The 23,531-nt window shown below is 67.9% G+C and carries 38 protein-coding genes; 2 read left to right on the plus strand and 36 right to left on the minus strand.

Features of this window, described 5'->3' with window-relative positions; all coding sequences use genetic code 11:
* Positions 1-14: 14 nt before the first annotated feature.
* Positions 15-260: a hypothetical protein gene (locus HC362_RS12575; RefSeq protein WP_243084043.1), complete on the minus strand. Its 246-nt coding sequence runs from the start codon at positions 258-260 to the stop codon at positions 15-17.
* 137 nt (positions 261-397) lie between these two features.
* On the opposite strand from HC362_RS12575, the gene coaA reads away from it, so the two are divergent.
* Positions 398-1,357: a type I pantothenate kinase gene (gene coaA / locus HC362_RS12580; RefSeq protein WP_243084044.1), complete on the plus strand. Its 960-nt coding sequence runs from the start codon at positions 398-400 to the stop codon at positions 1,355-1,357.
* 18 nt (positions 1,358-1,375) lie between these two features.
* On the opposite strand, the gene glmM is transcribed toward coaA, so the two are convergent.
* The 3 genes from glmM to rplM form a co-directional block, all read right to left on the minus strand.
* Positions 1,376-2,761 (minus strand): phosphoglucosamine mutase, encoded by a 1,386-nt coding sequence (glmM, locus tag HC362_RS12585; protein WP_243084045.1) that lies wholly within the window; start codon positions 2,759-2,761, stop codon positions 1,376-1,378.
* Between the two features lie 251 nt (positions 2,762-3,012).
* Positions 3,013-3,516 carry a 30S ribosomal protein S9 gene (gene rpsI, locus HC362_RS12590; RefSeq protein ID WP_099883495.1) on the minus strand — a complete coding sequence of 168 codons (504 nt, stop codon included), beginning with the start codon at positions 3,514-3,516 and terminating at the stop codon, positions 3,013-3,015.
* A gap of 42 nt (positions 3,517-3,558) precedes the next feature.
* Complete coding sequence (rplM, locus tag HC362_RS12595) at positions 3,559-4,002, minus strand: 50S ribosomal protein L13 (RefSeq protein WP_209265504.1); 444 nt, start codon at positions 4,000-4,002, stop codon at positions 3,559-3,561.
* Positions 4,003-4,302: 300 nt separating this feature from the next.
* Between rplM and HC362_RS12600 the strand changes: the two genes are divergently transcribed.
* Positions 4,303-5,199, plus strand: a complete 897-nt coding sequence (locus HC362_RS12600; protein ID WP_243084046.1) for a hypothetical protein — start codon at positions 4,303-4,305, stop codon at positions 5,197-5,199.
* Positions 5,200-5,238: 39 nt separating this feature from the next.
* Here the strand turns inward: HC362_RS12600 and truA are convergent, their stop codons facing one another.
* From truA to rpsJ, 32 genes are all read right to left on the minus strand, one after another.
* Positions 5,239-6,069, minus strand: a complete 831-nt coding sequence (truA, locus tag HC362_RS12605; protein ID WP_243084047.1) for a tRNA pseudouridine(38-40) synthase TruA — start codon at positions 6,067-6,069, stop codon at positions 5,239-5,241.
* A gap of 63 nt (positions 6,070-6,132) precedes the next feature.
* Positions 6,133-6,639, minus strand: a complete 507-nt coding sequence (gene rplQ / locus HC362_RS12610) for a 50S ribosomal protein L17 (RefSeq protein ID WP_209265501.1) — start codon at positions 6,637-6,639, stop codon at positions 6,133-6,135.
* A 192-nt stretch (positions 6,640-6,831) separates the two neighbouring features.
* A complete protein-coding gene (locus HC362_RS12615; RefSeq protein WP_019354927.1) occupies positions 6,832-7,854 on the minus strand; it encodes a DNA-directed RNA polymerase subunit alpha in 1,023 nt (340 codons plus the stop codon).
* Positions 7,855-8,149: 295 nt separating this feature from the next.
* Positions 8,150-8,776: a 30S ribosomal protein S4 gene (rpsD, locus tag HC362_RS12620; protein ID WP_209265500.1), complete on the minus strand. Its 627-nt coding sequence runs from the start codon at positions 8,774-8,776 to the stop codon at positions 8,150-8,152.
* A gap of 25 nt (positions 8,777-8,801) precedes the next feature.
* The gene (gene rpsK, locus HC362_RS12625) at positions 8,802-9,206 is read right to left on the minus strand and encodes a 30S ribosomal protein S11 (protein ID WP_016473404.1); all 405 of its coding nucleotides are present in this window, start codon (positions 9,204-9,206) and stop codon (positions 8,802-8,804) included.
* A gap of 67 nt (positions 9,207-9,273) precedes the next feature.
* On the minus strand, positions 9,274-9,654 hold the full coding sequence (gene rpsM / locus HC362_RS12630; RefSeq protein ID WP_099883489.1) for a 30S ribosomal protein S13: 381 nt from the start codon (positions 9,652-9,654) through the stop codon (positions 9,274-9,276).
* A gap of 181 nt (positions 9,655-9,835) precedes the next feature.
* Positions 9,836-9,949 carry a 50S ribosomal protein L36 gene (gene rpmJ / locus HC362_RS12635; protein ID WP_003956441.1) on the minus strand — a complete coding sequence of 38 codons (114 nt, stop codon included), beginning with the start codon at positions 9,947-9,949 and terminating at the stop codon, positions 9,836-9,838.
* Between the two features lie 65 nt (positions 9,950-10,014).
* The gene (gene infA, locus HC362_RS12640) at positions 10,015-10,236 is read right to left on the minus strand and encodes a translation initiation factor IF-1 (protein ID WP_003948620.1); all 222 of its coding nucleotides are present in this window, start codon (positions 10,234-10,236) and stop codon (positions 10,015-10,017) included.
* 185 nt (positions 10,237-10,421) lie between these two features.
* Complete coding sequence (gene map / locus HC362_RS12645) at positions 10,422-11,258, minus strand: type I methionyl aminopeptidase (RefSeq protein ID WP_243084048.1); 837 nt, start codon at positions 11,256-11,258, stop codon at positions 10,422-10,424.
* Positions 11,259-11,612: 354 nt separating this feature from the next.
* The gene (locus HC362_RS12650) at positions 11,613-12,263 is read right to left on the minus strand and encodes an adenylate kinase (RefSeq protein ID WP_243084049.1); all 651 of its coding nucleotides are present in this window, start codon (positions 12,261-12,263) and stop codon (positions 11,613-11,615) included.
* Complete coding sequence (gene secY / locus HC362_RS12655; RefSeq protein WP_243084050.1) at positions 12,263-13,576, minus strand: preprotein translocase subunit SecY; 1,314 nt, start codon at positions 13,574-13,576, stop codon at positions 12,263-12,265. Before secY ends, HC362_RS12650 begins: the two co-directional genes overlap by 1 nt.
* 184 nt (positions 13,577-13,760) lie before the next feature.
* Entirely contained in the window at positions 13,761-14,225 is a 465-nt protein-coding gene (gene rplO / locus HC362_RS12660) for a 50S ribosomal protein L15 (protein ID WP_243084051.1), read from the minus strand.
* Position 14,226: 1 nt separating this feature from the next.
* Entirely contained in the window at positions 14,227-14,409 is a 183-nt protein-coding gene (gene rpmD, locus HC362_RS12665; RefSeq protein WP_209239895.1) for a 50S ribosomal protein L30, read from the minus strand.
* Positions 14,409-15,011 carry a 30S ribosomal protein S5 gene (gene rpsE / locus HC362_RS12670; RefSeq protein WP_016473411.1) on the minus strand — a complete coding sequence of 201 codons (603 nt, stop codon included), beginning with the start codon at positions 15,009-15,011 and terminating at the stop codon, positions 14,409-14,411. The genes rpmD and rpsE overlap by 1 nt, the downstream gene beginning before the upstream one ends.
* Before the next feature lie 44 nt (positions 15,012-15,055).
* On the minus strand, positions 15,056-15,439 hold the full coding sequence (gene rplR / locus HC362_RS12675) for a 50S ribosomal protein L18 (protein ID WP_209266964.1): 384 nt from the start codon (positions 15,437-15,439) through the stop codon (positions 15,056-15,058).
* A 3-nt stretch (positions 15,440-15,442) separates the two neighbouring features.
* On the minus strand, positions 15,443-15,982 hold the full coding sequence (gene rplF / locus HC362_RS12680; RefSeq protein WP_209266965.1) for a 50S ribosomal protein L6: 540 nt from the start codon (positions 15,980-15,982) through the stop codon (positions 15,443-15,445).
* 23 nt (positions 15,983-16,005) lie between these two features.
* Positions 16,006-16,404: a 30S ribosomal protein S8 gene (gene rpsH / locus HC362_RS12685; protein WP_099883481.1), complete on the minus strand. Its 399-nt coding sequence runs from the start codon at positions 16,402-16,404 to the stop codon at positions 16,006-16,008.
* A 164-nt stretch (positions 16,405-16,568) separates the two neighbouring features.
* Positions 16,569-16,754 (minus strand): type Z 30S ribosomal protein S14, encoded by a 186-nt coding sequence (locus HC362_RS12690; protein WP_027738922.1) that lies wholly within the window; start codon positions 16,752-16,754, stop codon positions 16,569-16,571.
* Between the two features lie 2 nt (positions 16,755-16,756).
* Positions 16,757-17,320: a 50S ribosomal protein L5 gene (gene rplE, locus HC362_RS12695; RefSeq protein WP_209266966.1), complete on the minus strand. Its 564-nt coding sequence runs from the start codon at positions 17,318-17,320 to the stop codon at positions 16,757-16,759.
* Positions 17,320-17,643 carry a 50S ribosomal protein L24 gene (rplX, locus tag HC362_RS12700; RefSeq protein ID WP_243084052.1) on the minus strand — a complete coding sequence of 108 codons (324 nt, stop codon included), beginning with the start codon at positions 17,641-17,643 and terminating at the stop codon, positions 17,320-17,322. Before rplX ends, rplE begins: the two co-directional genes overlap by 1 nt.
* Before the next feature lie 2 nt (positions 17,644-17,645).
* Positions 17,646-18,014, minus strand: coding sequence for a 50S ribosomal protein L14 (rplN, locus tag HC362_RS12705; protein WP_019354942.1), 369 nt, complete (start codon positions 18,012-18,014; stop codon positions 17,646-17,648).
* 99 nt (positions 18,015-18,113) lie between these two features.
* Entirely contained in the window at positions 18,114-18,398 is a 285-nt protein-coding gene (gene rpsQ, locus HC362_RS12710) for a 30S ribosomal protein S17 (protein WP_099883478.1), read from the minus strand.
* Positions 18,398-18,622 (minus strand): 50S ribosomal protein L29, encoded by a 225-nt coding sequence (rpmC, locus tag HC362_RS12715; protein ID WP_016473420.1) that lies wholly within the window; start codon positions 18,620-18,622, stop codon positions 18,398-18,400. The genes rpsQ and rpmC overlap by 1 nt, the downstream gene beginning before the upstream one ends.
* Entirely contained in the window at positions 18,622-19,041 is a 420-nt protein-coding gene (gene rplP / locus HC362_RS12720) for a 50S ribosomal protein L16 (RefSeq protein WP_209266968.1), read from the minus strand. Before rplP ends, rpmC begins: the two co-directional genes overlap by 1 nt.
* A 3-nt stretch (positions 19,042-19,044) precedes the next feature.
* Positions 19,045-19,875, minus strand: a complete 831-nt coding sequence (rpsC, locus tag HC362_RS12725; protein ID WP_243084053.1) for a 30S ribosomal protein S3 — start codon at positions 19,873-19,875, stop codon at positions 19,045-19,047.
* Positions 19,875-20,222, minus strand: a complete 348-nt coding sequence (rplV, locus tag HC362_RS12730; RefSeq protein WP_099883475.1) for a 50S ribosomal protein L22 — start codon at positions 20,220-20,222, stop codon at positions 19,875-19,877. Before rplV ends, rpsC begins: the two co-directional genes overlap by 1 nt.
* Positions 20,223-20,265: 43 nt before the next feature.
* Positions 20,266-20,547, minus strand: coding sequence for a 30S ribosomal protein S19 (gene rpsS, locus HC362_RS12735; RefSeq protein ID WP_030883866.1), 282 nt, complete (start codon positions 20,545-20,547; stop codon positions 20,266-20,268).
* Between the two features lie 13 nt (positions 20,548-20,560).
* Positions 20,561-21,397: a 50S ribosomal protein L2 gene (gene rplB / locus HC362_RS12740; protein ID WP_099883473.1), complete on the minus strand. Its 837-nt coding sequence runs from the start codon at positions 21,395-21,397 to the stop codon at positions 20,561-20,563.
* A 47-nt stretch (positions 21,398-21,444) separates the two neighbouring features.
* Positions 21,445-21,867, minus strand: a complete 423-nt coding sequence (gene rplW, locus HC362_RS12745; protein WP_099883472.1) for a 50S ribosomal protein L23 — start codon at positions 21,865-21,867, stop codon at positions 21,445-21,447.
* Positions 21,867-22,514, minus strand: a complete 648-nt coding sequence (gene rplD, locus HC362_RS12750) for a 50S ribosomal protein L4 (protein WP_243084054.1) — start codon at positions 22,512-22,514, stop codon at positions 21,867-21,869. The genes rplW and rplD overlap by 1 nt, the downstream gene beginning before the upstream one ends.
* Positions 22,515-22,521: 7 nt before the next feature.
* Complete coding sequence (rplC, locus tag HC362_RS12755) at positions 22,522-23,166, minus strand: 50S ribosomal protein L3 (RefSeq protein WP_209266971.1); 645 nt, start codon at positions 23,164-23,166, stop codon at positions 22,522-22,524.
* Between the two features lie 14 nt (positions 23,167-23,180).
* Entirely contained in the window at positions 23,181-23,489 is a 309-nt protein-coding gene (rpsJ, locus tag HC362_RS12760; protein ID WP_016473429.1) for a 30S ribosomal protein S10, read from the minus strand.
* Positions 23,490-23,531 lie beyond the last annotated feature (42 nt).

Genomic DNA, 23,531 nt, shown 5'->3' on the forward strand with positions numbered 1-23,531 from the left:
GCGTGCTCACTCGCTCACTCACCCCGCGCCATCCGTTCTATGGCGTCCTCCATGAGCTCCAGGTACTCCGACTCCTCGCAGCGTGGCTTGCTGCCCATGACGTACAGCTCCAGGGAGTCCGTCAGGTCCTCGGTCAGATCCTCGTCCGGGAGCCCGTCGGTCAGATCGCTGTAGACGTGGCCCGCGGGGCCCAGCGGGTCGGTTCCGGAGGTGCGCCGGGTGATGCGGGGGCGGCGTATGCGGCTCAGGGGGGAGGACATGGAACGGAACATAGCTTCTGTGGGCACATCTCGTACACCGTTTGTCCGTGGCTTGTCCGTGGATCGTCCGCACGCACAGCACCGGTGTCGACCGCCCCGGAGGTGAGCGCTGCCGGGCGCCCGCGCAGAATGGCCCCGTGTCCACGAAGCCCTACGTCGACCTCGGCCGCTCGGAGTGGAGCGCCCTGCGCGAGCGCACCCCTCTCCCGCTGACGGCTGCGGAGGTGGAGGCCCTGCGGGGGCTCGGTGACGTCATCGACCTGGACGAGGTGCGGGACATCTACCTGCCGCTGTCCCGGCTGCTGAACCTCTACGTCGGAGCCACGCACGAGCTGCGCCGAGCGCTCAACACCTTTCTCGAGGACCCGCACCGCGCGGGCCGGAACGCGCCACAGCGCGGCACCCCGTTCGTGATCGGCGTCGCGGGCAGCGTCGCCGTCGGCAAGTCCACCGTCTCCCGGCTGCTGCAGGCCCTCCTCGCCCGGTGGCCGGAGCACCCGCGGGTGGAGAGGGTGACGACGGACGGTTTCCTGCTGCCCAAGGCGGAGCTGGAGCGGCGCGGTCTGATGTCCCGCAAGGGCTTCCCCGAGTCGTACGACCGGCGAGCCCTCACCCGCTTCGTCGCCGACGTCAAGGCCGGCAAGCCGGAGGTGACGGCGCCGGTCTACTCGCACCTGGTCTACGACATCATGCCCGGCGAGCGGCTGACCGTGCACCAGCCGGACATCCTCATCGTCGAGGGCCTCAACGTCCTCCAGCCCGCGTTGCCCGGCAAGGACGGCCGCACCCGGCTGGCCGTCGCCGACTACTTCGACTTCTCGGTGTACGTGGACGCCCGTACGGCCGACGTCGAGCGCTGGTACCTGGAGCGGTTCCGCAAGCTGCGCGAAACCGCCTTCCAGGACCCGCGTTCCTACTTCCACCGCTTCACAGCGGTCTCGGAGGAGGAGGCCCTCGACTACGCGCGCACCACCTGGCGCACCATCAACGAGCCCAACCTCCGCCAGAACATAGCGCCCACCCGTGGCCGGGCCACCCTCCAGCTCCACAAGGGCCCGGACCACAAGGTTCGACGGCTCTCACTCAGGAAGCTGTAGCGGCGGCCGGCACCGGCGTCATCCCAGCGCGCGCTTCACCACATCCGCCAGCCGTCCGGCCACGGCCCGCGCGTGCTCGATGTCGGCGGCCTCCACCATCACCCGCACCAGCGGCTCGGTCCCGGAGGAGCGCAGCAGCACCCGCCCGGTCTCCCCCAGCTCCCGCTCCGCCTCCGCGACGGCGGAGATCAGCTCGGGCGCCGTGCCCACCCGCGACTTGTCCACGTCCGGCACGTTCACCAGCACCTGCGGAAGCCGCTCCATCACCGCGGCCAGCTGAGCCAGCGGCTTCCCGGTGGCGGCGACGCGCGCGGCCAGCATCAGACCTGTCAGGGTTCCGTCGCCGGTGGTGGCGTGGTCCAGGACGATCACGTGCCCTGACTGCTCGCCGCCGAGCGAGAAGCCGCCGCGCTTCATCTCCTCCAGCACATAGCGGTCCCCGACCGCGGTCTGCACCAGTTCCACGCCCGCCTGCTCCAGCGCCAGCTTGAAGCCGAGGTTGGACATCACCGTCGCGACGACGGTGTCCTTGCGGAGCTGTCCCGCCTCCTTCATGGCGAACGCGAGGACGGCGAGGATCTGGTCGCCGTCGATCTCGTGCCCGTCGGCGTCGACGGCCAGGCAGCGGTCGGCGTCGCCGTCGTGTGCGACGCCGAGGTCCGCGCCGTGCCGTACGACGGCGTCGCGCAGCCCGTCGATGTGGGTGGAGCCGCAGTCGTCGTTGATGTTGAGGCCGTCGGGGTCGGTGCCGATGGTGATCACATCGGCACCGGCGCGCGCGAAGGCCTCCGGCGAGACACGGGACGCGGCGCCGTGCGCCCCGTCGATGACGACCTTCAGCCCGTCGAGCCGGTTCGGCAGCACCCCGACCAGGTGGGCGACGTAGTTGTCGAAGCCCTCGTCGTAGTCCCTGACCCGGCCGACCCCGGCCCCGGTGGGCCGCGCCCAGGGTTCACCGGCGGCGTGCTCGCGGTGGAGGGCCTCGATCCGGTCCTCCAGCTCGTCGGCGAGCTTGTGGCCGCCGCGTGCGAAGAACTTGATGCCGTTGTCGGGCATCGGGTTGTGGCTGGCCGAGAGCATCACGCCCAGGTCGGCACCGAGGGAGCCGGTCAGATAGGCGACGGCGGGTGTCGGGAGCACGCCGACCCGCAGCACGTCCACCCCGGCACTGGCCAGTCCGGCGACGACGGCGGCCTCCAGGAACTCACCGGAGGCCCGCGGGTCCCGCCCGACGACGGCGACCGGCCGGGCGCCGTCGGCGGCCGCCTCAGGGCCGCCGTCCGCTCCCGCCTTCGCCTCGGTCAGCACATGGGCCGCCGCGACGGACAGCCCGAGCGCCAGCTCGGCCGTCAGCCCTTCATTGGCGACACCACGTACACCGTCGGTACCGAAGAGTCGTGCCACAGTCGTTCCTCCGAGTTCTGGGGGCGTTCTCCGGGCATTCACCGGGCGGGCCTGATCAGGCCCGGCACACCAGGTATACGCCCCGTTGTCAGCCTGACGGCGGGTGCGCCGCCGTCACAAGACCGGGTGTCGGGCCGTGTGCCGTACGACTCCTACGGCGTACGGCCCGAACGACCGATGCCCCGCCGGCACCGAGGTGAGGTGCCGACGGGGCATCCGGGATGCAGTCTTTCGCTCCAGCGAGCGCCGGGTCAGCGCTTGCTGTACTGCGTGCCCTTGCGGGCCTTCTTGAGACCGGCCTTCTTGCGCTCGACCGCGCGGGCGTCACGCGTGAGGAAGCCGGCCTTCTTGAGCGGGCCGCGGTTGTTGTCCACGTCCGCCTCGTTCAGCGCGCGGGCCACACCGAGGCGCAGGGCGCCGGCCTGACCCGAGATGCCGCCGCCGGAGATACGGGCGACCACGTCGTAGCGGTCGTCCAGCTCCAGGACCTTGAACGGCTCGTTGACTTCCTGCTGGTGCACCTTGTTGGGGAAGTAGCCCTCAAGGGTGCGACCGTTGATCTTCCACTGCCCCGAGCCCGGGATGATCCGGACGCGGGCGATGGCGTTCTTGCGGCGACCGGTGCCGGCGGCCGGCTGCGGGTCGCCGAACCGGGAGGCGAGGGACTCGGAGGTGTACTCCTCCGGGGCCTCGGGGGTCTCGGTCGTGTACTCCTCGACACCCTCGACGGGGGTCTCAGCGGTGGTCTCGGCCACGATTCTCCTCAGCTTCTCTTCAGTCGTAGGGGGTGGCCGGACTTACTGCGCGACCTGGCTGATCTCGAACGGCACGGGCTGCTGCGCACCGTGGGGGTGCTGGTCGCCCGCGTAGACCTTCAGCTTCGAGAGCATCTGACGGCCCAGGGAGTTCTTGGGGAGCATGCCCTTGACGGCCTTCTCCACGGCCTTCTCCGGGTTCTTCTCCAGCAGCTCGTCGTAGCGGACGGACCGCAGACCACCCGGGTAGCCGGAGTGCCGGTAGGCCATCTTCTGGATGCGCTTGTTGCCCGAGAGGTGCACCTTGTCGGCGTTGATGATGATGACGAAGTCACCGGTGTCGATGTGAGGCGCGTACACGGGCTTGTGCTTACCGCGCAGCAGGGTGGCGGCCTGGGAGGCCAGACGGCCGAGGACGACGTCCTGGGCGTCGATGACGTGCCACTGGCGCTGAATGTCGCCAGGCTTGGGGCTGTACGTACGCACGGTCGTAGCCTTCGCTTCTTCAGTGATTGGGTCCTGACAGGGCCAACCAGGCAGATCACGACAGGCAAGATCGCATGCGGTGACGCATCCGCATGCTGATCGCTGGTCATCGACCGGTAGGCCGGTGTATAGCCCCCCACGTGAGAACAGGCAAGCCAATACACACAACGAACCAGTAGAGTACCGACCCGCACCCTCAAGGGTCAAAACGCCCCCCGCCCGGAGGCGGCCCGTACCCACGATTGTCACGTTCCGACCACGCCTGGGCAGACCGTGTACGAGGCGCAATAAGATGCGCTCATGAGCTTTGGGCAGGGGGGACCCGGGTGGGGGTCCCAAGGCGGACCCGGGTGGAACTCCGGAGGGAACCCCGAGGGCTGGAACTCCGCGGGTCCCGGTGGTGCGGGCCCCGACTGGGCGGCCCTCGCCGAGCAGGCCGAGCGCAGCCGTGCCCGGCGCCGCCGCTGGCTGATGGCGGGTGGCGGGGCGCTGGCCACCGCCGCCATCGCGGGCATCGTCGCGGTGGCCGTCGTCAACGAGGACGGCTCCTCGGGCGCCTCCGACAAGCCCTCGGACTCGCTGCCCCCGGCCAAGGACGTCTCCCCGAGCGGTGACGCGCCCGAGCCCACCTTCAAGGACGAGCCGCCGCCCCCGCCGCCGCCCCGGGACTTCATCTCGGACGTCAAGCGGGACAAGGCGCCGCTCAGCGCGAAGACGCTGTACCCCACCGAGCGCGTCACCATCAACGGCCACCCCTACAAGCTGGCCAAGACGGACACCAGCAAGAACTGCGCGGAGGCCGCCCACGCGGGCCTGGGCCCCGTACTGACGCGTAACAACTGCACGGCGCTCTACCGCGCCACCTACACGAACAAGGGCCTCGCCGTCACGGTCGGTATCGCCGTCTTCAAGGACGCCAGGACCGCCGAGAAGGTGAAGAAGGAGTACCAGCCCAACCTGGTGGCGCTCCCCGGCGGCGGCGTCCCCGACTTCTGCCGCACGGTCACCTGCCGCACCACGGCGAACTCCCTGGGCCGGTACGCGTACTTCACCATCGCGGGCCGCACCAACGGGCAGCCCTCGGGCGCGAGCGACAAGAAGGCCCAGCAGGCCGCGCTGGACGGCTCCAACTACGCCTACGCGCGGGTTCTCAAACGCGGCAAGGAGCAGTCGGAGGCGGCCGCGAAGGACAACTGAGGCAGGACCGGAGCAGGGCGAGGCAGGGACCGGAGCTTCTCAGCAGCAGCCCGCCACGCCCGGCAGCGTCCGCTTGTTGCGGGAGGCCAGGTTGCGTGCCTCCAGCTCCGAGTCCGGCGGGTAGGCGACCTCCTCCAAGGTGAGGCCGTGGGGGCGTACGACATGGACGGCCGAGTCCCGTACGCCCGCGGCCAGCACCTTCGCGGGCCACTCCGGCGGGCGGTGGCCGTCGCCGACGAAGAGCATGGCGCCCACCAGGGAGCGGACCATGTTGTGGCAGAACGCGTCCGCCTGCACCGTCGCCTCCAGCACCCCGTCGGGGCGGCGCACCCACTCCAGCCGCTGGAGCGTACGGATCGTCGTCGCTCCCTCGCGCTTCTTGCAGTACGCCGCGAAGTCGTGCTCCCCCAGCAGCCCGCGGGCCGCCTCGTTCATGGCGTCGACGTCCAGCGGCCAGTTGTGCCACAGCACATGTCCGCGCAGCAGCGGGTCGGCGCCGCCCGGATGGTCGGTGACGCGGTACGCGTAGCTGCGCCAGACCGCCGAGAAGCGCGCGTCGAAGTGGGGCGGGGCCTCGCTCAGCCGCCACACCCGGACATCCATCGGCAGCCGCCCCGCGAGACGGCGCAGCAGGTGCTCACCGTGTTCGGCCCACACCTCGGCCGGCAGATCGACGTGGGCGACCTGCCCCCGCGCGTGCACCCCGGCGTCGGTACGCCCGGCGACGGTCAGCTCGGGCGTCTCGCTCTGCCGCAGCACGACACGCAGCGCGTCCTCGATCTCCCCCTGGACCGTCCGCTGTCCGCGCTGCCGCGCCCACCCGGAAAACTCCCGCCCGTCATAGGCCAGGTCCAGCCGAATCCGCACCATGCGACACCCTCCAAAGCGAAAGCGGGCCCACCCCGATGGGGCGGGCCCGCTCAGTCTGCCGGTTCAGGCTTCCTTGGACTCGCCCTCGGCGGGCTCCGCGGACTCCTCGGCCGACTCCTTCTTCAGCTCGGCGACGGCCTCGTCACCAGCGGCGTCCTTCGCGGAACGCTTGGTCGCGGCCTCGGCCTCGCCGACCGCCTGCTGCTGCACCGTCAGCGGCTCCACCAGCTCGATGACCGCCATCGGGGCGTTGTCGCCACGACGCGGGCCGATCTTGGTGATGCGGGTGTAGCCACCGGGACGGTTCTCGTACCGCGGGCCGATCTCGGTGAAGAGCGTGTGGACGACGCCCTTGTCCAGGATCGTGCGCATGACCTGACGGCGGTTGTGAAGGTCGCCCTTCTTCGCCTTGGTGATCAGGCGCTCGGCGACCGGACGCAGGCGGCGGGCCTTCGCCTCGGTCGTCGTGATGCGGCCGTGCTCGAACAGCGCGGTCGCCAGGTTGCCCAGCATCGCCTTCTGGTGCGCGGCGCTGCCGCCCAGACGGGGACCCTTGGTGGGCTTCGGCATGGTGTCTCTCCTTTGTTGTTCCTGCACCGGCCGTATCAGGCACCGGCGGCAGTCCCGGCCGTATCAGGTACCGGGGGTACGGTTCCGCGCCCCGTCTCAGGAGCGAGGGTGCGCCCCGTCAGGGGCGCGGGGAACTGCGCGCTCAGCCACAACCGGCCCGCAGCTCCCCCCACAGCATCAAGGGGCAGCCCCTCAGTACTGCTCGGTCTCCACGAACCCGGCATCGGCGTCGTCGTCGGCGCCGAAGGCGTCCGCCGCAGCCGTCGGGTCGAACCCGGGAGGCGAGTCCTTCAGCGCCAGGCCCATACCGGCGAGCTTCGCCTTGACCTCGTCGATGGACTTCGCACCGAAGTTGCGGATGTCCAGCAGGTCCGCCTCGGAGCGCGCCACGAGCTCACCCACGGAGTGGATGCCCTCACGCTTGAGGCAGTTGTACGAGCGAACGGTGAGCTCCAGCTCCTCGATCGGCAGCGCCAGGTCCGCCGCGAGCGCGGCGTCCGTCGGCGACGGGCCCATGTCGATGCCCTCGGCGTCGACGTTGAGCTCGCGCGCCAGACCGAACAGCTCGACCAGCGTCTTACCGGCGGACGCCATGGCGTCGCGCGGCCGCATGGCCTGCTTGGTCTCGACGTCGACGATCAGCTTGTCGAAGTCGGTGCGCTGCTCGACACGGGTCGCCTCGACCTTGTAGGTGACCTTGAGAACCGGCGAGTAGATGGAGTCGACCGGAATCCGGCCGATCTCCTGGCCCACCTGCTTGTTCTGCACGGCGGAGACGTAGCCGCGACCGCGCTCGACGGTCAGCTCCATCTCCAGCTTGCCCTTGCCGTTCAGGGTGGCCAGGACCAGGTCGGGGTTGTGCACCTCGACACCGGCCGGCGGCGCGATGTCCGCTGCGGTGACCAGGCCGGGGCCCTGCTTGCGCAGGTACATCACGACCGGCTCGTCGTGCTCCGAGGAGACGACGAGGGACTTGATGTTGAGGATCAGGTCGGTGACGTCCTCCTTGACGCCCGGCACGGTCGAGAACTCGTGCAGGACACCGTCGATCCGGATGCTGGTCACAGCAGCGCCCGGGATCGAGGAGAGGAGCGTACGACGCAGGGAGTTACCGAGGGTGTAGCCGAACCCCGGCTCCAGCGGTTCGATCACGAACCGGGAGCGGAACTCGTCGACGACCTCTTCGGTCAGGGAAGGGCGCTGAGCGATCAGCATGAGATGTGTTCCTCCAGTTTTCGGCAACCGCTATTTGATGCCGGTACTGCAAGGGTACGGGCGGCCCGGCCGAAACACAGCCGAGACCGCCCCGCACCCCTTACGAGCAGTGCTCGATCATTCCGAGCACAGCCCGACGATCAACTGTCTCGATTACTTCGAGTACAGCTCGACGATCAGCTGCTCCTGCACCTGGGTGTCGATGCTGCAACCCCCCGGGGAATGATCCCCGGACCCCAAGCCACGCACACGGCGCAGCCACAGGCCAGGTGCCGGAGCCACAAGCCGAACCCGATTACTTCGAGTACAGCTCGACGATCAGCTGCTCCTGCACCTGGGTGTCGATCACCTGGCGCTCGGGCATCGAGTGGACGAGGATCCGCAGCTTCGACGGGATGGCCTCCAGCCAGGCCGGGACCGTCTTCTCGCCGGCCTCCGCAGCCGCCACCTGGAAGGGGGTCAGGTTACGGGAGGACTCGCGGACCTCGACGATGTCGTTGACGGACACCCGCGCCGAGGGGATGTCGGTCTTGCGACCGTTCAGCGCGATGTGGCCGTGCTTGACCAGCTGACGTGCGTGGTCACGGGACTTGGCGAAGCCGGCCCGGTACACGACGTTGTCCAGACGGGTCTCCAGAATGCGCAGCAGGTTCTCACCCGTCTTGCCCTGCTGGCGGTTGGCCTCGTTGAAGTACCCGCGGAACTGCTTCTCCAGCACGCCGTAGATACGGGCGGCCTTCTGCTTCTCGCGCTTCTGCAGCAGGTACTCGGAGTCCTTGGTGCGCCCGCGTCCGTGCTCACCCGGGGGGTAAGGACGGATCTCGATCGGGCACTTCGCGCTCTCGCACTTAGCTCCCTTGAGGAAGAGCTTCTGCTTCTCCCGACGGCAACGCTTGCAGTCGGCCCCGGTGTAACGCGCCATAGTTCTGTGATCTCCTACTTCAGTTTCAGACCCGGCGACGCTTCGGCGGGCGGCAGCCGTTGTGCGGGGTGGGGGTGACGTCCTGGATGGAGCCGACCTCGAGGCCGGTGGCCTGGAGGGAGCGGATCGCGGTCTCACGGCCGGAGCCGGGACCCTTGACGAAGACGTCCACCTTCCGCATGCCGTGCTCCTGCGCGCGGCGCGCCGCGTTCTCGGCGGCCATCTGCGCGGCGAACGGCGTCGACTTCCGCGAGCCCTTGAAGCCGACGTGGCCGGCGGAGGCCCAGGAGATCACATTGCCGGTGGGGTCTGTGATCGAGACGATGGTGTTGTTGAACGTGCTCTTGATGTGAGCGTGCCCGTGGGCGACGTTCTTCTTCTCCTTGCGGCGCACCTTCTTGGCGCCGGCCGTACGGCCCTTCGGAGGCATATAGAGATAACTCCCGTGAGGTGGTCGGTCCTACTACGCGGACCGCTTGCAGCGTGTCCGGTGTGGACTACTTCTTGCCCGGCTTCTTCTTGCCGGCGATGGCGCGACGCGGGCCCTTACGGGTGCGAGCGTTGGTCTTGGTGCGCTGGCCGTGGACCGGGAGGCCGCGCCGGTGGCGCAGACCCTCGTAGCAGCCGATCTCCACCTTGCGGCGGATGTCGGCCTGGATCTCACGGCGGAGGTCACCCTCGACCCGAAGGTTGTTGTCCACGTACTCGCGGAGCTTGACCATCTCCTCTTCGCCCAGGTCCCGCACGCGGGTGTCCGGGTTGACCCCGGTCTCGCGCAGGGTCTGCTGGGCAAGGGTGCGGCCGATGCCGAAGACGTAGGTGAGGGCGACCTCGACGCGCTTCTCGCGCGGGAGGTCGACGCCAGCGAGGCGTGCCATGGATTGGCTCCTGTTGATTCCGTCGGAGGTCTGCAGCAGTGCCGTTCCCGTCGCCTCGAAGAACGAGGCCGAGGGTCCCCGGCCTCCGACCGGGGGTATCGACACCGTCAGCGGTGTCGGGCCCTGCTTATACAACTGTTGCTCGCGTCGCGCGAAGGAACTGCGAAAGGCAGGTCGTTACTCAGCCCTGGCGCTGCTTGTGGCGCAGGTTGTCGCAAATGACCATGACCCGGCCGTGGCGGCGGATCACCTTGCACTTGTCGCAGATCTTCTTGACGCTCGGCTTGACCTTCATGGTGTGAGGTTCTCCGGGTCTGGCCTTCTCCCCACGGGAGCGGGAAGCCGGCACGATCTGTCGATCTACTTGTAGCGGTAGACGATCCGTCCGCGCGTCAGGTCGTAGGGAGAGAGCTCCACCACGACCCGGTCGTCGGGAAGGATACGGATGTAGTGCATCCGCATCTTGCCGCTGATGTGCGCGAGGACCTGGTGCCCGTTCTGGAGCTCAACCTTGAACATCGCGTTCGGGAGAGACTCGACGACGGTGCCCTCGATCTCGATGGCCCCTTGTTTTTTGGCCATGCTTGAGCGCTTCACCTTCCGGGATCGGCTACCTGGGAGGCCCTGGCTTCACCGAGTGGCATACGGGTACACCTGGGCCGACGAGCCAGTCTACGACACCGCTCCCCGAATAGACGAATCGGGGAGTCTCCCCGTCGTGCGAGGGGGTTAATCCACCGGGCTGGAAGCGACCGGTGCCCGCCGGCTCAGCCCAGCGGGTCGGGCGCCGCCTCGATGCCGAGCTCGGCCAGCTTGGCGCGGCCGCCGTCCCGTGCGGTCAGCACCAGCGGGCCCTGCTCGGTCAGTGCGACGGAGTGCTCCCAGTGTGAGGACCAGGTGCCGTCGTTCGTCTTGACCGTCCAGTCGTCCGACAGAACATGCGTGCGAGGTGTGCCCAGGCTCACCATCGGCTCGATGGCCAGGCACATCCCGGGCACCAGCTTCGGGCCCCTGCCGCGCCGCCGCTCGACGTAGTTCAGCAGGTGCGGGTCCATGTGCATCTGGGAGCCGATGCCGTGGCCGCCGTAGTCCTCGATGATCCCGTACTTGCCGCCCGCCGGGCGCGGCTGGCGGCGGATGTAGCTCTCGATGGCCTTGGAGATGTCGACCAGCCTGTTGCCCTTGCGCATGGCGGCGATCCCGGCCCACATCGACTCCTGCGTCACCCGGCTGAGCTCGTGCAGCTCCGCCGAATGGCCCTCGCCGACGAAGACGGTCAGCGCGGCGTCGCCGTGCCAGCCGTCGATGATGGCGCCGGCGTCGATGGAGAGCAGATCACCGGCCTTGAGCACGGTGTCCTTGCTGGGGATGCCGTGGACGACGACATCGTTGACCGACGTGCAGATGTTGCCGGGGAAGCCGCCGTATCCGAGGAAGTTCGGCTTCGCGCCGTGGTCGGCCAGCACCTTCGCCGCGACCTCGTCCAGGTCCTTGGTCGTCGCGCCGGGCACTGCGGCCTGTGCGCAGGCCTCGTGCATGGCGGCGACGACCAGCCCCGCCTCGCGCATCTTCGCGATCTGCTCCGGGGTCTTGATCTCCACCATGCCGTCCTCTGTCTCTCCGCCGGCCGCTCGGGCTTCGCCGCTGAATGATTGCCTTCACCAGTTTGCCAGCCCCTGCGGACGCGCTGCCGCTGAGGCCTGACGCGGGCGCCTTCCGGTCAGAGGCTGCCCCTGTCTGCCGTCGGCGGGCTGCGGCCTTCGCTCTGGCCGTTCGCGCAGTTCCCCGCGCCCCTGACGGGGCGCGACCCCGACGGGGCACGGGCCCTGACGATGCGCGAGGAGGGGCCGGGCGTCAGCCCGGCCCCTCCTCGAAGAGTTTGAACGGCCGTGACGGCGAGCAGCCACCGCGCCACAGGGTCCGGCCGCATCACACAGCGCCCGAGCCCCTACGTTCGCCTACTCCGCCGAAAGCGCGGTCATCGCGCGCTCCGTGACCTCGCTCACCGCGCCCAGCGCGGAGATCGTGGTCACCAGACCCTGCGCCTTGTAGTGGTCGATGATCGGCTCGGTCTCACTGTGGTAGACCTCCAGCCGCTTGCGCACGGTCTCCTCGCGGTCGTCCTCGCGCTGGTAGAGCTCCCCGCCGCACACGTCGCAGACACCCTCCCGCTTGGCGGGGCTGTACTCGACGTGGAAGACGTGGCTGCTGTCGTTGCGGCAGATGCGGCGACCCGCGATCCGCTTGACGACCTCGTCCTCGGGGACCTCCAGGTCGAGGACCGCGTCCAGCTTCTGGCCGGTCTCGTCCAGGTAGCCGTCCAGCGCCTGGGCCTGCGCGATGTTCCTCGGGAAGCCGTCCAGCAGGAAACCCGCTGCCGCGTCCGGCTCCTCCATGCGGCTCTTGGCCATCCCGATGGTGACCTCGTCGGGTACCAGCTGGCCGGCCCGCATGTACTCCTGCGCCTTCTGGCCGAGCGGGGTGCCCTGGCTGATGTTGGCGCGGAAGAGGTCGCCGGTGGCGATGTGAGGGATCGCGAGGTTCTTGGCGAGGAACGCCGCCTGTGTTCCCTTGCCCGCACCAGGCGGCCCGACGAGGACGATACGCATCAGCGGAGGAACCCTTCGTAATGGCGCTGCTGAAGCTGGCTCTCGATCTGCTTCACGGTCTCGAGACCGACGCCCACGATGATCAGAATGCTCGTGCCGCCGAACGGGAAGTTCTGGTTGGCGTTGAACATGATCAGCGCGACGGTCGGCACCAGTGCGATCAGACCCAGGTACAGAGAGCCGGGCCACGTGATGCGGTTCAGCACGTAGCTCAGGTACTCCGCGGTGGGACGACCAGCCCGGATGCCCGGGATGAAGCCACCATACTTCTTCATGTTGTCGGCAACTTCTTCGGGGTTGAAGGAGATGGCCACGTAGAAGAACGCGAAGAAGACGATCAGCAGGAAGTAGGTCGCAATGTAAAGAGGATGGTCACCCTTCACGAAGTGGGCCTGAATCCACTGCGCCCAGCCCGCCTGGGAACCACTGAACTGGACAATCAGGGCGGGAATGTAGAGCAGCGACGAGGCGAAGATGACGGGAATCACACCCGCCTGATTGACCTTGAGCGGAATGTAGGTCGAGGTTCCGCCGTAACTCCGACGGCCGATCATCCGCTTCGCGTACTGCACCGGAATACGGCGCTGGGCCTGCTCGACGAAGACCACGAGCGCGACCATCGCCAGTCCGCAGAGGATGACGGCGCCGAACTCGATCCAGCCGTCGGCCAGCTTGCCCTGCTTCTTGATGGCCCACAGCGCGCCGGGGAAGCCGGCCGCGATGGAGACGAACATCAGGATGGACATGCCGTTGCCGATACCGCGGTCGGTGATCAGCTCACCCAGCCACATGATCAGACCGGTACCGGCGGTCATCGTGATGACCATCACGGAGGTGGCGAAGATGGACTGGTCGGGGATGATCTGGCTGCCGACGCTGCAGTTCTGGAAGAGGGTGCCGCTGCGCGCGGTGGCGACCAGGCCGGTGGCCTGGAGGATGGCGAGGGCGATGGTCAGATAACGCGTGTACTGCGTGATCTTCGCCTGTCCGGCCTGCCCCTCCTTCTTCAGCGCCTCCAGCCGCGGAATGACCACGACAAGAAGTTGCAGGATGATGCTCGCCGTGATGTACGGCATGATCCCGAGCGCGAAGATGGTGATCTGCAGCAGCGCGCCACCGCTGAACATGTTGACCAGGCCGAACAGGCCCTGCGCGCCCTTGGCCTCGTCCATACAGGCTTGGACGTTCTCGTAGCTGACGCCCGGCACGGGAACGTGCGCTCCGATACGGAAGAGCACCATGATGCCGAGCGTGAAGAGCAGCTTCTTGCGCAGGTCGGGCGTCTGGAACGCCCGGGCGAACGCGGTGAGCACGGTGCCTCCTGCGCCCCCCGCGATCTACTGGCGCGAGAGGTGACGGTCTTGAGGATCGACAGTTATCAACGTGGTGCCACCTTACCGGCCGGTGCACCACCGAGAAACGACCAACTGTGCAAACGACCAGCCGGGGATGTCCCGTTGGGACATCCCCGGCCTGTCGTTCACCTGGTCAACGAACTCAGAGAAGTTCGGTGACGGTGCCGCCGGCAGCGGTGATCTTCTCCTTGGCGGAGCCGGAGACCTTGTCGACGGTCACCGTCAGCGCCACCGAGATGTCGCCGTCACCGAGCACCTTGACCAGCTCGTTCTTGCGCACAGCGCCCTTGCCGACCAGGTCGGCCACCGTGACCTCGCCACCCTCGGGGTAGAGCGCGGCCAGCTTCTCCAGGTTGACGACCTGGAACTGCTTGTGCGCTGGGTTGTTGAAGCCCTTGAGCTTGGGCAGCCGCATGTGCAGCGGCATCTGCCCGCCCTCGAAGCGCTCCGGAACCTGGTACCGGGCCTTGGTGCCCTTGGTGCCACGACCCGCGGTCTTGCCCTTGGACGCCTCACCACGACCCACGCGGGTCTTGGCGGTCTTGGCGCCGGGGGCAGGACGGAGGTTGTGGACCTTCAGCGGGTTTTCGCCCTGAGAGTCAGCCATCTCAGTCGACCTCCTCGACCGTCACGAGGTGGCGCACGGTGTGCACCTGACCGCGAACGATGTCGCTGGCCTCGCGGACGGTCACATCGTTGACGCGCTTGAGACCGAGGGTCCGCAGCGTGTCACGGTGGTTCTGCTTGGTCCCGATAACGGAACGGGTCTGCGTGATCTTCAGGCGAGCCATTACGCGCTCACCCCTGCACGCGCCCGCAGCAGAGCGGCGGGTGCCACGTCCTCGAGCGGCAGACCACGACGGGCCGCGATCTCCTCCGGGCGCTGCAGGCCACGGAGGGCGGCCACCGTGGCGTGCACGATGTTGATCGGGTTCGACGAGCCGAGCGACTTGCTGAGCACGTCGTGGATGCCCGCGCACTCCAGCACGGCACGCACCGGGCCACCGGCGATCACACCGGTACCGGGCGAGGCCGGCTTGAGCAGCACGACACCCGCTGCTTCCTCACCCTGGATCGGGTGCGGAATGGTGCCCTGGATACGCGGGACCTTGAAGAAGTGCTTCTTGGCCTCCTCAACGCCCTTGGCGATGGCGGCCGGCACCTCCTTGGCCTTGCCGTATCCGACACCGACGGTGCCGTCACCGTCGCCCACCACGACCAGCGCGGTGAAGCTGAAGCGACGACCACCCTTCACAACCTTGGCGACGCGGTTGATCGCGACAACGCGCTCAACGTACGCGGTCTTCTCGGCGGCAGCGCCGCCGTCCCGGCCCTTACGGTCCCGCCGCTCGCCGCCACCGGCGCCGCCACCGCGGCGCTGGGGTCCAGCCATTGGAATTACCTCTCTCTTTGTCCGCTAGCTCACGGAACCGGGGCTCAGAACTTGAGCCCGGCCTCGCGGGCGGCGTCAGCCAGAGCGGCAATCCGCCCTGCGTACTTGTTGCCACCGCGGTCGAACACGACGGCCTCGATGCCCGCGGCCTTGGCGCGCTCGGCGACCAGGGCGCCGACCTGCTTGGCCTGGGCGCTCTTGTCACCCTCGCCGCCGCGGACCGAACCGTCCAGGTGCGAGGCGGAGGCCAGCGTGTGGCCCGCGATGTCGTCGATCACCTGTGCGGTGATACCACGGTTGGTGCGCGTCACCACAAGACGGGGGCGCTCGGGGGTGCCCGAGACCTTCTTGCGGATACGGATGTGACGGCGCTTGGTGGCGGTGCGCTTGTAGGCGTCGCCCTTGGCGATCTTCACGCCGTATGCCATGGCTTACTTACCAGCCTTTCCGACCTTGCGGCGGATGACCTCGCCCGCGTACTTCACGCCCTTGGCCTTGTAGGGGTCGGGCCTGCGCAGCTTGCGAATCTTCGCGGCGACCTCGCCGACCCGCTGCTTGTCGATGCCCTCGACCGTGAACTTGGTCGGGGACTCGACCTTGAAGGAGATGCCCTCGGGCGCCTCCACCAGGATCGGGTGGCTGTAGCCCAGCGAGAACTCCAGGTTGGAGCCCTTGGCCTGGACCCGGTAGCCGACACCGCTGATCTCGAGGTCCTTGGTGAACCCCTGGGTCACGCCAGTGATCATGTTCGCCACCAGCGTGCGGGACAGACCGTGCAGGGCCCTGTTCCGGCTCTCGTCGTTCGGACGGGTGACGACGAGCGCGCCGTCCTCGCCCTTGGCGATCTCGATGGGCGCGGCAACGGTGTGCGAGAGAGAGCCCTTGGGGCCCTTCACCGCGACCGTCTGGCCATCGATGGTGACGTCCACACCGGCGGGAACCTGGATGGGGAGCTTGCCGATACGCGACATTGCTTTACCTCCGTTCCCTTCCGTTACCAGACGTAGGCGAGGACTTCCCCGCCCACACCCTTCTTGCTGGCCTGCTTGTCGGTGAGGAGACCGTGCGACGTGGAGATGATCGCCACGCCCAGGCCGCCGAGCACCTTCGGCAGGTTGGTGGACTTTGCGTAGACCCGCAGACCCGGCTTCGAGATCCGCTTGATGCCGGCGATCGAGCGCTCGCGGTTCGGGCCGAACTTCAGCTCGAGAACGAGGTTCTTGCCGACCTTGGCGTCCTCGGTCTTCCAGCCGGTGATGTAACCCTCCTGCTGGAGGATCTCCGCGATGTGCGACTTGATCTTGCTGTGCGGCATCTCCACGGTGTCGTGGTACGCCGAGTTCGCGTTACGCAGACGCGTCAGCATGTCTGCGATGGGATCGGTCATGGTCATGTGATGGCCTTCGGCCTCTCTCGCCGGGGTTTCCCTGTATGCGTCGTCCCTCTCCCCATCCGCCGGCCGAGTGGCCGACGACAGGACGGGTGCGTCGCGGGGGACCTACGGCGTAGTAAGCGACTTTTCAGCTTACCGAGAGTCCCAGCTGGTCCCCTAAGGGATTACCAGGAGCTCTTGGTCACGCCCGGCAGCTCGCCACGGTGCGCCATCTGGCGAAGGCACACGCGGCACAGGCCGAACTTGCGGTAGACGGAGTGCGGACGGCCGCAGCGCTGGCAGCGTGTGTAAGCACGCACCGAGAACTTCGGCTTCCGGCTGGCCTTCGAGATCAGAGCCTTCTTCGCCATGATCAGTTCTCCTTGAACGGGAAGCCGAGGTGACGAAGCAGGGCCCGGCCCTCGTCGTCGGTGGTCGCCGTGGTGACCACGGTGATGTCCATGCCCCGGACCCGGTCGATCTTGTCCTGGTCGATCTCGTGGAACATGACCTGCTCCGTGAGACCGAAGGTGTAGTTGCCCCGGCCGTCGAACTGCTTGGGCGACAGTCCGCGGAAGTCGCGGATGCGCGGCAGCGCGAGGGACAGTAGGCGGTCCAGGAACTCCCACATCCGGTCGCCGCGCAGCGTCACGTGGGCGCCGATCGGCTGACCCTCACGCAGCTTGAACTGCGCGATGGACTTGCGGGCCTTGGTGACGGCGGGCTTCTGGCCGGTGATCGTGGCGAGGTCCTTGATGGCACCCTCGATCAGCTTGGAGTCGCGGGCGGCGTCGCCCACACCCATGTTGACCACGATCTTGGTCAGGCCGGGGATCCGCATGACGTTGTCGTAGGCGAACTCGTCCTGCAGCTTGCCCTGGATCTCGGCGCGGTAGCGCTGCTTGAGGCGGGGGGCCTCAGTGGTGGTGGCAGTCATCAGATGTCCTCACCGGTCCGCTTGGCAACGCGGATCTTGTTGCCTTCGTCGTCGAAGCGGTACCCGACGCGGGTCACGACCTTCTTGCCGTCCTTCTCCACGACCAGCGATACGTTGCTGACGTGGATGGGGGCCTCGGTCGTCACGATGCCGCCGGTCTTCGAACCGCGGGCCGTCTGACCGGCCTTCGTGTGCTTCTTGACCCGGTTGACACCCTCGACCAGGACGCGGTCCTCGCGGGGGTAGGCCACGATGACCTTGCCCTGCTTGCCCTTGTCCTTGCCGGTGATGACCTGAACCAGGTCGCCCTTCTTGATCTTCATGGTCACAGCACCTCCGGCGCGAGCGAGATGATCTTCATGAACTTCTTCTCGCGCAGCTCGCGGCCCACGGGACCGAAGATGCGGGTGCCGCGAGGGTCGCCGTCGTTCTTGAGGATGACGGCGGCGTTTTCGTCGAACCGGATGTACGAGCCGTCCGGGCGGCGGCGCTCCTTGACGGTGCGCACGATGACGGCCTTGACGATGTCGCCCTTCTTCACGTTCCCGCCGGGGATCGCGTCCTTGACGGTAGCGACGACGACGTCACCGATGCCCGCGTAGCGCCGGCCCGAGCCGCCGAGGACACGGATGGTGAGGATCTCCTTCGCACCCGTGTTGTCGGCGACGCGAAGCCGGGACTCCTGCTGGATCACGTCTATCTCCTGTATGTCTGCCGGTTCCCGGCAGGGATCTCGCGATCCCTGCCGAGCCTGGCGGAACGAACCTTTGAGCCCAGGACGGGCTCGAAGGAGTTACTTGGCCTTCTCGAGGATCTCGACGATGCGCCAGCGCTTGGTGGCGGACAGCGGCCGGGTCTCCATCAGGAGGACGCGGTCGCCGACACCGGCAGCGTTCTGCTCGTCGTGCGCCTTGAGCTTGTTGGTACGGCGGATGACCTTGCCGTACAGCGCGTGCGTGACGCGGTCCTCGACGGCGACGACGACGGTCTTGTCCATCTTGTCGCTGACGACAAGACCCTGGCGGGTCTTGCGGAAGCCGCGCTCAGTGTTCTTCTGGGTCACATTCGTCTCGCTCATCAGGCGCTCTCCACCGTCTCGATGCCCAGCTCACGCTCACGCATCAGGGTGTAGATCCGGGCGATGTCCTTGCGGACGGCCTTGAGCCGGCCGTGGTTCTCGAGCTGCCCGGTCGCCGCCTGGAAGCGGAGGTTGAACAGCTCTTCCTTGGCTTCGCGGAGCTTGGAGACAAGCTCCTCGTCACCCAGCTCGCGCAGCTCGGACGCCTTGGTTCCGGCCGCCATCACGCGTCACCTGCCTCGCGCCGCACGATGCGGCACTTCATCGGAAGCTTGTGAGCAGCGCGGGTGAGCGCCTCACGAGCAATCTTCTCGTTCGGGTAGGACAGCTCGAACATCACGCGCCCCGGCTTGACGTTCGCGACCCACCACTCGGGCGAACCCTTACCGGAACCCATGCGGGTCTCGGCGGGCTTCTTGGTCAGCGGACGGTCCGGGTAGATGTTGATCCACACCTTGCCGCCACGCTTGATGTGACGGGTCATGGAGATACGAGCTGCCTCGATCTGCCGGTTCGTCACGTAGGCACCGGTCACAGCCTGGATGCCGAACTCACCGAACGCGACCTCGGTACCGCCCTTGGCCATACCCGTGCGCTTCGGGTGATGCTGCTTACGGTGCTTGACCCTGCGCGGGATCAGCATGGGTCAGCTCTCCTTTCCTGAAGCGCTCGGCTCGGCAGCGGCACCGGCGGGCTGCACGGACTCCGGCTTCGGAGTCTCGCCGCCACCCTGGCCCTGCTGCGGCTTGCGGCCGCGGCGCTCGCCGCCCCGACCACGGGGACGGTCGTTGCCACCACGCGACGGGCGGTTGCCCGCGCGGGCCGCGGCGTTCTCGGCGCGCACCTCGGCGATGTTCTTGACGTCGCCCTTGTAGATCCACACCTTCACGCCGATGCGGCCGAAGGTCGTACGGGCCTCGAAGAAGCCGTAGTCGACATTGGCGCGCAGCGTGTGCAGCGGAACCCGGCCCTCGCGGTAGAACTCCGAGCGCGACATCTCGGCACCGCCGAGACGGCCGCCGCACTGGATCTTGATGCCCTTGGCACCGGCCTTCATCGCCGTCTGCATGCTCTTGCGCATGGCGCGGCGGAAGGAGACCCGGGAGGAGAGCTGCTCGGCGACCGCCTGGGCCACGAGCTGCGCGTCCGTCTCGGGGTTCTTCACCTCGAGGATGTTGAACTGGATCTGCTTGCCGGTGAGCTTCTCCAGGTTGCCGCGCAGCCGGTCCGCCTCGGCGCCGCGGCGGCCGATGACGATGCCCGGACGGGCGGTGTGGACGTCGACGCGGACGCGGTCACGCGTGCGCTCGATCTCCACCTTGGAGATGCCCGCCCGCTCCATGCCCTGGGTGAGCATGCGGCGGATCGAGACGTCTTCCTTGACGTAGTCCTTGTAGAGCTTGTCGGCGTACCAGCGCGACTTGAAGTCGGTGGTCACACCGAGCCGGAACCCGTGCGGGTTTACCTTCTGGCCCATTACCGGGTTCCTTCCTTGCTGCTCACGACCACGGTGATGTGGCTCGTCCGCTTACGGATCCGGTAGGCGCGGCCCTGGGCGCGCGGCCGGAACCGCTTCAGGGTCGGGCCCTCGTCGACGTAGGCCTCGGAGATGTAGAGGCTGTCGACGTCCGTGTGGTCGTAGTTGTGCGCGGCGTTGGCGATGGCGCTGTCGAGCACCTTGCCCACCGGCACGCTCGCGGCCTGCGGGGCGAAACGCAGGACCGCCTGAGCCTCCGTGGCGTTCATGCCACGAACAAGGTCCACCACCCGGCGGGCCTTCATGGGCGTGACGCGCACATAGCGCGCTGAGGCCCTGGCTTCCATGGTTGTCCCTTCGGTGTCAGTCATGATCTACACACCCCGCCCGTCAGCGACGACGCGACTTGCGGTCGTCCTTGACGTGGCCGCGGAAGGTGCGGGTCGGCGCGAACTCGCCGAGCTTGTGGCCGACCATCGACTCGGTGACGAACACCGGGACGTGCTTGCGGCCGTCGTGCACCGCGATCGTGTGGCCCAGCATGGCCGGGACGATCATCGAGCGGCGAGACCAGGTCTTGATGACGTTCTTGGTGCCCGCGTCGTTCTGGCTGTCCACCTTCTTGGCGAGGTGGTCGTCGACGAAGGGCCCCTTCTTGAGACTGCGCGGCATCTAAACCCGCCTCCTAGCGCTTCTTGTTCGTCTTGCGGCGGCGGACGATGTACTTGTTGCTGGCCTTCTTCGGCGAGCGCGTACGCCCCTCCTTCTGACCCCACGGCGAGACCGGGTGGCGGCCACCGGAGGTACGACCCTCACCACCACCGTGCGGGTGGTCGATCGGGTTCATGACCACACCGCGGACGGTCGGGCGGACGCCCTTCCAGCGCATACGGCCGGCCTTGCCCCAGTTGATGTTCGACTGCTCGGCGTTGCCGACCTCGCCGACGGTGGCGCGGCAGCGGACGTCGACCAGCCGGATCTCACCGGACGGCATACGCAGGTGGGCCATCCGGCCCTCCTTCGCCAGCAGCTGCACCGAGGCACCGGCGGAGCGGGCGAACTTGGCGCCGCCGCCCGGCTTCAGCTCGATCGCGTGGATCGTGGTACCGACGGGGATGTAGCGCAGCGGCAGGTTGTTGCCCGGCTTGATGTCGGCGCCCTGGCCGTTCTCGACGCGGTCGCCCTGCTGGATGCCACGGGGGGCGAGGATGTAGCGCTTCTCGCCGTCCACGTAGTGCAGCAGCGCGATACGCGCGGTGCGGTTCGGGTCGTACTCGATGTGCGCGACCTTCGCCGGCACGCCGTCCTTGTCGTGCCGACGGAAGTCGATCACACGGTAGGCGCGCTTGTGGCCACCGCCCTGGTGGCGTGCAGTCACACGACCGGCGTTGTTACGGCCGCCCTTGCTGTGCAGCGGGCGGACCAGCGACTTCTCCGGCGTGTCCCGCGTGATCTCGACGAAGTCGGCGACGGATGAGCCGCGACGGCCCGGAGTCGTCGGCTTGTACTTGCGGATACCCATTTCTCAGTCCTCGGAAGATTCAGGACTTCTGAACGACCTGGCCCCCGTCAGGAGGCCGGGCCGCCGAAGATGTCGATACGGTCGCCCTCGACAAGGGTCACGATGGCGCGCTTGGTGTCGGCGCGCTTGCCGTAACCGGTGCGGGTGCGCTTGCGCTTGCCCTGGCGGTTGATCGTGTTGACCCCGGCGACCTTGACCGAGAAGACCTCTTCGACGGCCTGCTTGATCTGGGTCTTGTTCGCACGCGGGTCGACGATGAACGTGTACTTGTTCTCATCCAGCAGCGCGTAGCTCTTCTCCGAGACGACCGGCCGCAGCAGCAGGTCGCGCGGGTCCGAGAAGGTCTTGCTCGGGTCGGCCGGCGCGACCGGGCCCGGACCGTCGGCAGCCCTGCGGGCGGCCTTGGCGACGCGGGCGGCCTTCGCGGCCTTCGCTGCCTTGGAGGCAATGCTCGGGTGTCGCGTAGCCATCAGGCGTCGCTCCCTTCGGTGTGGGCCTGCGGGCCAGCAACGAAGGACTCGAGCGCGGCCCGGGTGAAGACCACGTCGTCCGAGACGAGCACGTCGTAGGTGTTGAGCTGGCCCGGCTCCAGGATGTGCACCTGGGGCAGGTTGCGGGCGGACAGCCAGGCGGCCTCGTCGGTGCGCTCGGCGACGAGCAGCAGGTTCTTCCGCTCGCTGATCTTGCCGAACAGGTTCTTCGCGGCCTTGGTCGAGATGTCGCCCTCGACCACGCCGGAGACGACGTGGACGCGGCCGTGGCGGGCCCGGTCGGAGAGGGCACCGCGGAGCGCGGCGGCCTTCATCTTCTTCGGGGTCCGCTGCGAGTAGTCGCGCGGCACGGGGCCGTGCACGACGCCACCGCCGGCGAACTGCGGCGCACGGGTCGAGCCCTGGCGGGCGCGGCCTGTGCCCTTCTGGCGGTACGGCTTCTTGCCACCGCCGCGGACCTCGCCGCGGGTCTTGGTCTTGTGCGTGCCCTGGCGGGCCGCGGCCAGCTGGGCGACGACGACCTGGTGGATCAGCGGAACGCTGACCTGCGCGTCGAAGATCTCCGCGGGGAGCTCGACGGTCCCGGTCTTGTCGCCGGCCGGCGAAAGGATGTCAATGGTGCTCATCGGTTCCTCAGGCCCCCTTGGCCGCGGTACGGACCAGGACGAGGCCGCCGTTCGGACCGGGGACTGCGCCCTTGATGAGCAGCAGGCCCTTCTCCGCGTCAACGGCGTGGACGGTCAGGTTCTGGGTGGTGACCCGCTCGTTGCCCATCCGGCCGGCCATGCGGGTGCCCTTGAAGACACGGCCCGGGGTGGCGCAGCCACCGATGGCGCCCGGCTTGCGGTGCACACGGTGGGCACCGTGCGAGGCCTTGCCGCCGTGGAAGCCGTGGCGCTTCATGCCACCGGCGAAGCCCTTGCCCTTCGACTTGCCGGTCACATCCACCTTGACGCCGGCCTCGAAGGTGTCCGCGTTCAGCTCCTGGCCCGGGGTGTACTCGGACGCGTCGGAGGTGCGGATCTCCACCAGGTGGCGGCGGGGGGTGACGTCGGCCTTGGCGAAGTGGCCCTTGAGGGGCTTGTTCACCTTGCGCGGGTCGATCTCGCCGAAGGCGATCTGGACGGCCTCGTAGCCGTCCTTGTCTGCGGTGCGGACCTGGGTCACGACGTTCGGCCCGGCCTTGACGACGGTCACGGGGACAACGCGGTTGTTGTCGTCCCAGACCTGGGTCATGCCGAGCTTCTCGCCCAGGACGCCCTTGATCTGCTTAGCCATCTCTACGACACCCCTCAGAGCTTGATCTCGATGTCGACGCCGGCCGGAAGGTCCAGGCGCATCAGCGAGTCAACGGTCTTGGGGGTCGGGTCGAGGATGTCGATCAGACGCTTGTGCGTGCGCATCTCGAAGTGCTCGCGCGAGTCCTTGTACTTGTGCGGCGACTTGATGACGCAGTACACGTTCTTCTCTGTGGGCAGCGGCACCGGGCCGGCGACCGACGCGCCAGTACGCGTCACCGTCTCGACGATCTTCTTCGCCGAGTTGTCGATGACCTCGTGGTCGTAGGCCTTGAGCCTGATGCGGATCTTCTGTCCCGCCATGGCTACTTCGTAGTCCTGTCTCTCGTAACGCTCTGGTACCCC

Origin of the sequence: Streptomyces sp. 891-h (assembly GCF_022760275.1) — a bacterium.
Classification (GTDB): domain Bacteria; phylum Actinomycetota; class Actinomycetes; order Streptomycetales; family Streptomycetaceae; genus Streptomyces; species Streptomyces spirodelae.

Coding starts and splice junctions, on each gene's coding strand:
- HC362_RS12575 (WP_243084043.1), bottom strand. CDS start 260: ATGTCCTCCCCCCTGAGCCGCATACGCCGCCCCCGCATCACCCGGCGC.
- HC362_RS12600 (WP_243084046.1), top strand. CDS start 4,303: ATGAGCTTTGGGCAGGGGGGACCCGGGTGGGGGTCCCAAGGCGGACCC.
- truA (WP_243084047.1), bottom strand. CDS start 6,069: ATGGTGCGGATTCGGCTGGACCTGGCCTATGACGGGCGGGAGTTTTCC.
- rplQ (WP_209265501.1), bottom strand. CDS start 6,639: ATGCCGAAGCCCACCAAGGGTCCCCGTCTGGGCGGCAGCGCCGCGCAC.
- HC362_RS12615 (WP_019354927.1), bottom strand. CDS start 7,854: ATGCTGATCGCTCAGCGCCCTTCCCTGACCGAAGAGGTCGTCGACGAG.
- rpsD (WP_209265500.1), bottom strand. CDS start 8,776: ATGGCGCGTTACACCGGGGCCGACTGCAAGCGTTGCCGTCGGGAGAAG.
- rpsK (WP_016473404.1), bottom strand. CDS start 9,206: ATGCCTCCGAAGGGCCGTACGGCCGGCGCCAAGAAGGTGCGCCGCAAG.
- rpsM (WP_099883489.1), bottom strand. CDS start 9,654: ATGGCACGCCTCGCTGGCGTCGACCTCCCGCGCGAGAAGCGCGTCGAG.
- rpmJ (WP_003956441.1), bottom strand. CDS start 9,949: ATGAAGGTCAAGCCGAGCGTCAAGAAGATCTGCGACAAGTGCAAGGTG.
- infA (WP_003948620.1), bottom strand. CDS start 10,236: ATGGCCAAAAAACAAGGGGCCATCGAGATCGAGGGCACCGTCGTCGAG.
- map (WP_243084048.1), bottom strand. CDS start 11,258: ATGGTGGAGATCAAGACCCCGGAGCAGATCGCGAAGATGCGCGAGGCG.
- HC362_RS12650 (WP_243084049.1), bottom strand. CDS start 12,263: ATGCGTATCGTCCTCGTCGGGCCGCCTGGTGCGGGCAAGGGAACACAG.
- rplO (WP_243084051.1), bottom strand. CDS start 14,225: ATGGCTGACTCTCAGGGCGAAAACCCGCTGAAGGTCCACAACCTCCGT.
- rpmD (WP_209239895.1), bottom strand. CDS start 14,409: ATGGCTCGCCTGAAGATCACGCAGACCCGTTCCGTTATCGGGACCAAG.
- rpsE (WP_016473411.1), bottom strand. CDS start 15,011: ATGGCTGGACCCCAGCGCCGCGGTGGCGGCGCCGGTGGCGGCGAGCGG.
- rplR (WP_209266964.1), bottom strand. CDS start 15,439: ATGGCATACGGCGTGAAGATCGCCAAGGGCGACGCCTACAAGCGCACC.
- rplF (WP_209266965.1), bottom strand. CDS start 15,982: ATGTCGCGTATCGGCAAGCTCCCCATCCAGGTTCCCGCCGGTGTGGAC.
- rpsH (WP_099883481.1), bottom strand. CDS start 16,404: ATGACCATGACCGATCCCATCGCAGACATGCTGACGCGTCTGCGTAAC.
- HC362_RS12690 (WP_027738922.1), bottom strand. CDS start 16,754: ATGGCGAAGAAGGCTCTGATCTCGAAGGCCAGCCGGAAGCCGAAGTTC.
- rplE (WP_209266966.1), bottom strand. CDS start 17,320: ATGACTGCCACCACCACTGAGGCCCCCCGCCTCAAGCAGCGCTACCGC.
- rplX (WP_243084052.1), bottom strand. CDS start 17,643: ATGAAGATCAAGAAGGGCGACCTGGTTCAGGTCATCACCGGCAAGGAC.
- rpsQ (WP_099883478.1), bottom strand. CDS start 18,398: ATGAGCGAGACGAATGTGACCCAGAAGAACACTGAGCGCGGCTTCCGC.
- rpmC (WP_016473420.1), bottom strand. CDS start 18,622: ATGGCGGCCGGAACCAAGGCGTCCGAGCTGCGCGAGCTGGGTGACGAG.
- rplP (WP_209266968.1), bottom strand. CDS start 19,041: ATGCTGATCCCGCGCAGGGTCAAGCACCGTAAGCAGCATCACCCGAAG.
- rpsC (WP_243084053.1), bottom strand. CDS start 19,875: ATGGGCCAGAAGGTAAACCCGCACGGGTTCCGGCTCGGTGTGACCACC.
- rplV (WP_099883475.1), bottom strand. CDS start 20,222: ATGGAAGCCAGGGCCTCAGCGCGCTATGTGCGCGTCACGCCCATGAAG.
- rpsS (WP_030883866.1), bottom strand. CDS start 20,547: ATGCCGCGCAGTCTCAAGAAGGGGCCCTTCGTCGACGACCACCTCGCC.
- rplB (WP_099883473.1), bottom strand. CDS start 21,397: ATGGGTATCCGCAAGTACAAGCCGACGACTCCGGGCCGTCGCGGCTCA.
- rplW (WP_099883472.1), bottom strand. CDS start 21,867: ATGGCTACGCGACACCCGAGCATTGCCTCCAAGGCAGCGAAGGCCGCG.
- rplD (WP_243084054.1), bottom strand. CDS start 22,514: ATGAGCACCATTGACATCCTTTCGCCGGCCGGCGACAAGACCGGGACC.
- rplC (WP_209266971.1), bottom strand. CDS start 23,166: ATGGCTAAGCAGATCAAGGGCGTCCTGGGCGAGAAGCTCGGCATGACC.
- rpsJ (WP_016473429.1), bottom strand. CDS start 23,489: ATGGCGGGACAGAAGATCCGCATCAGGCTCAAGGCCTACGACCACGAG.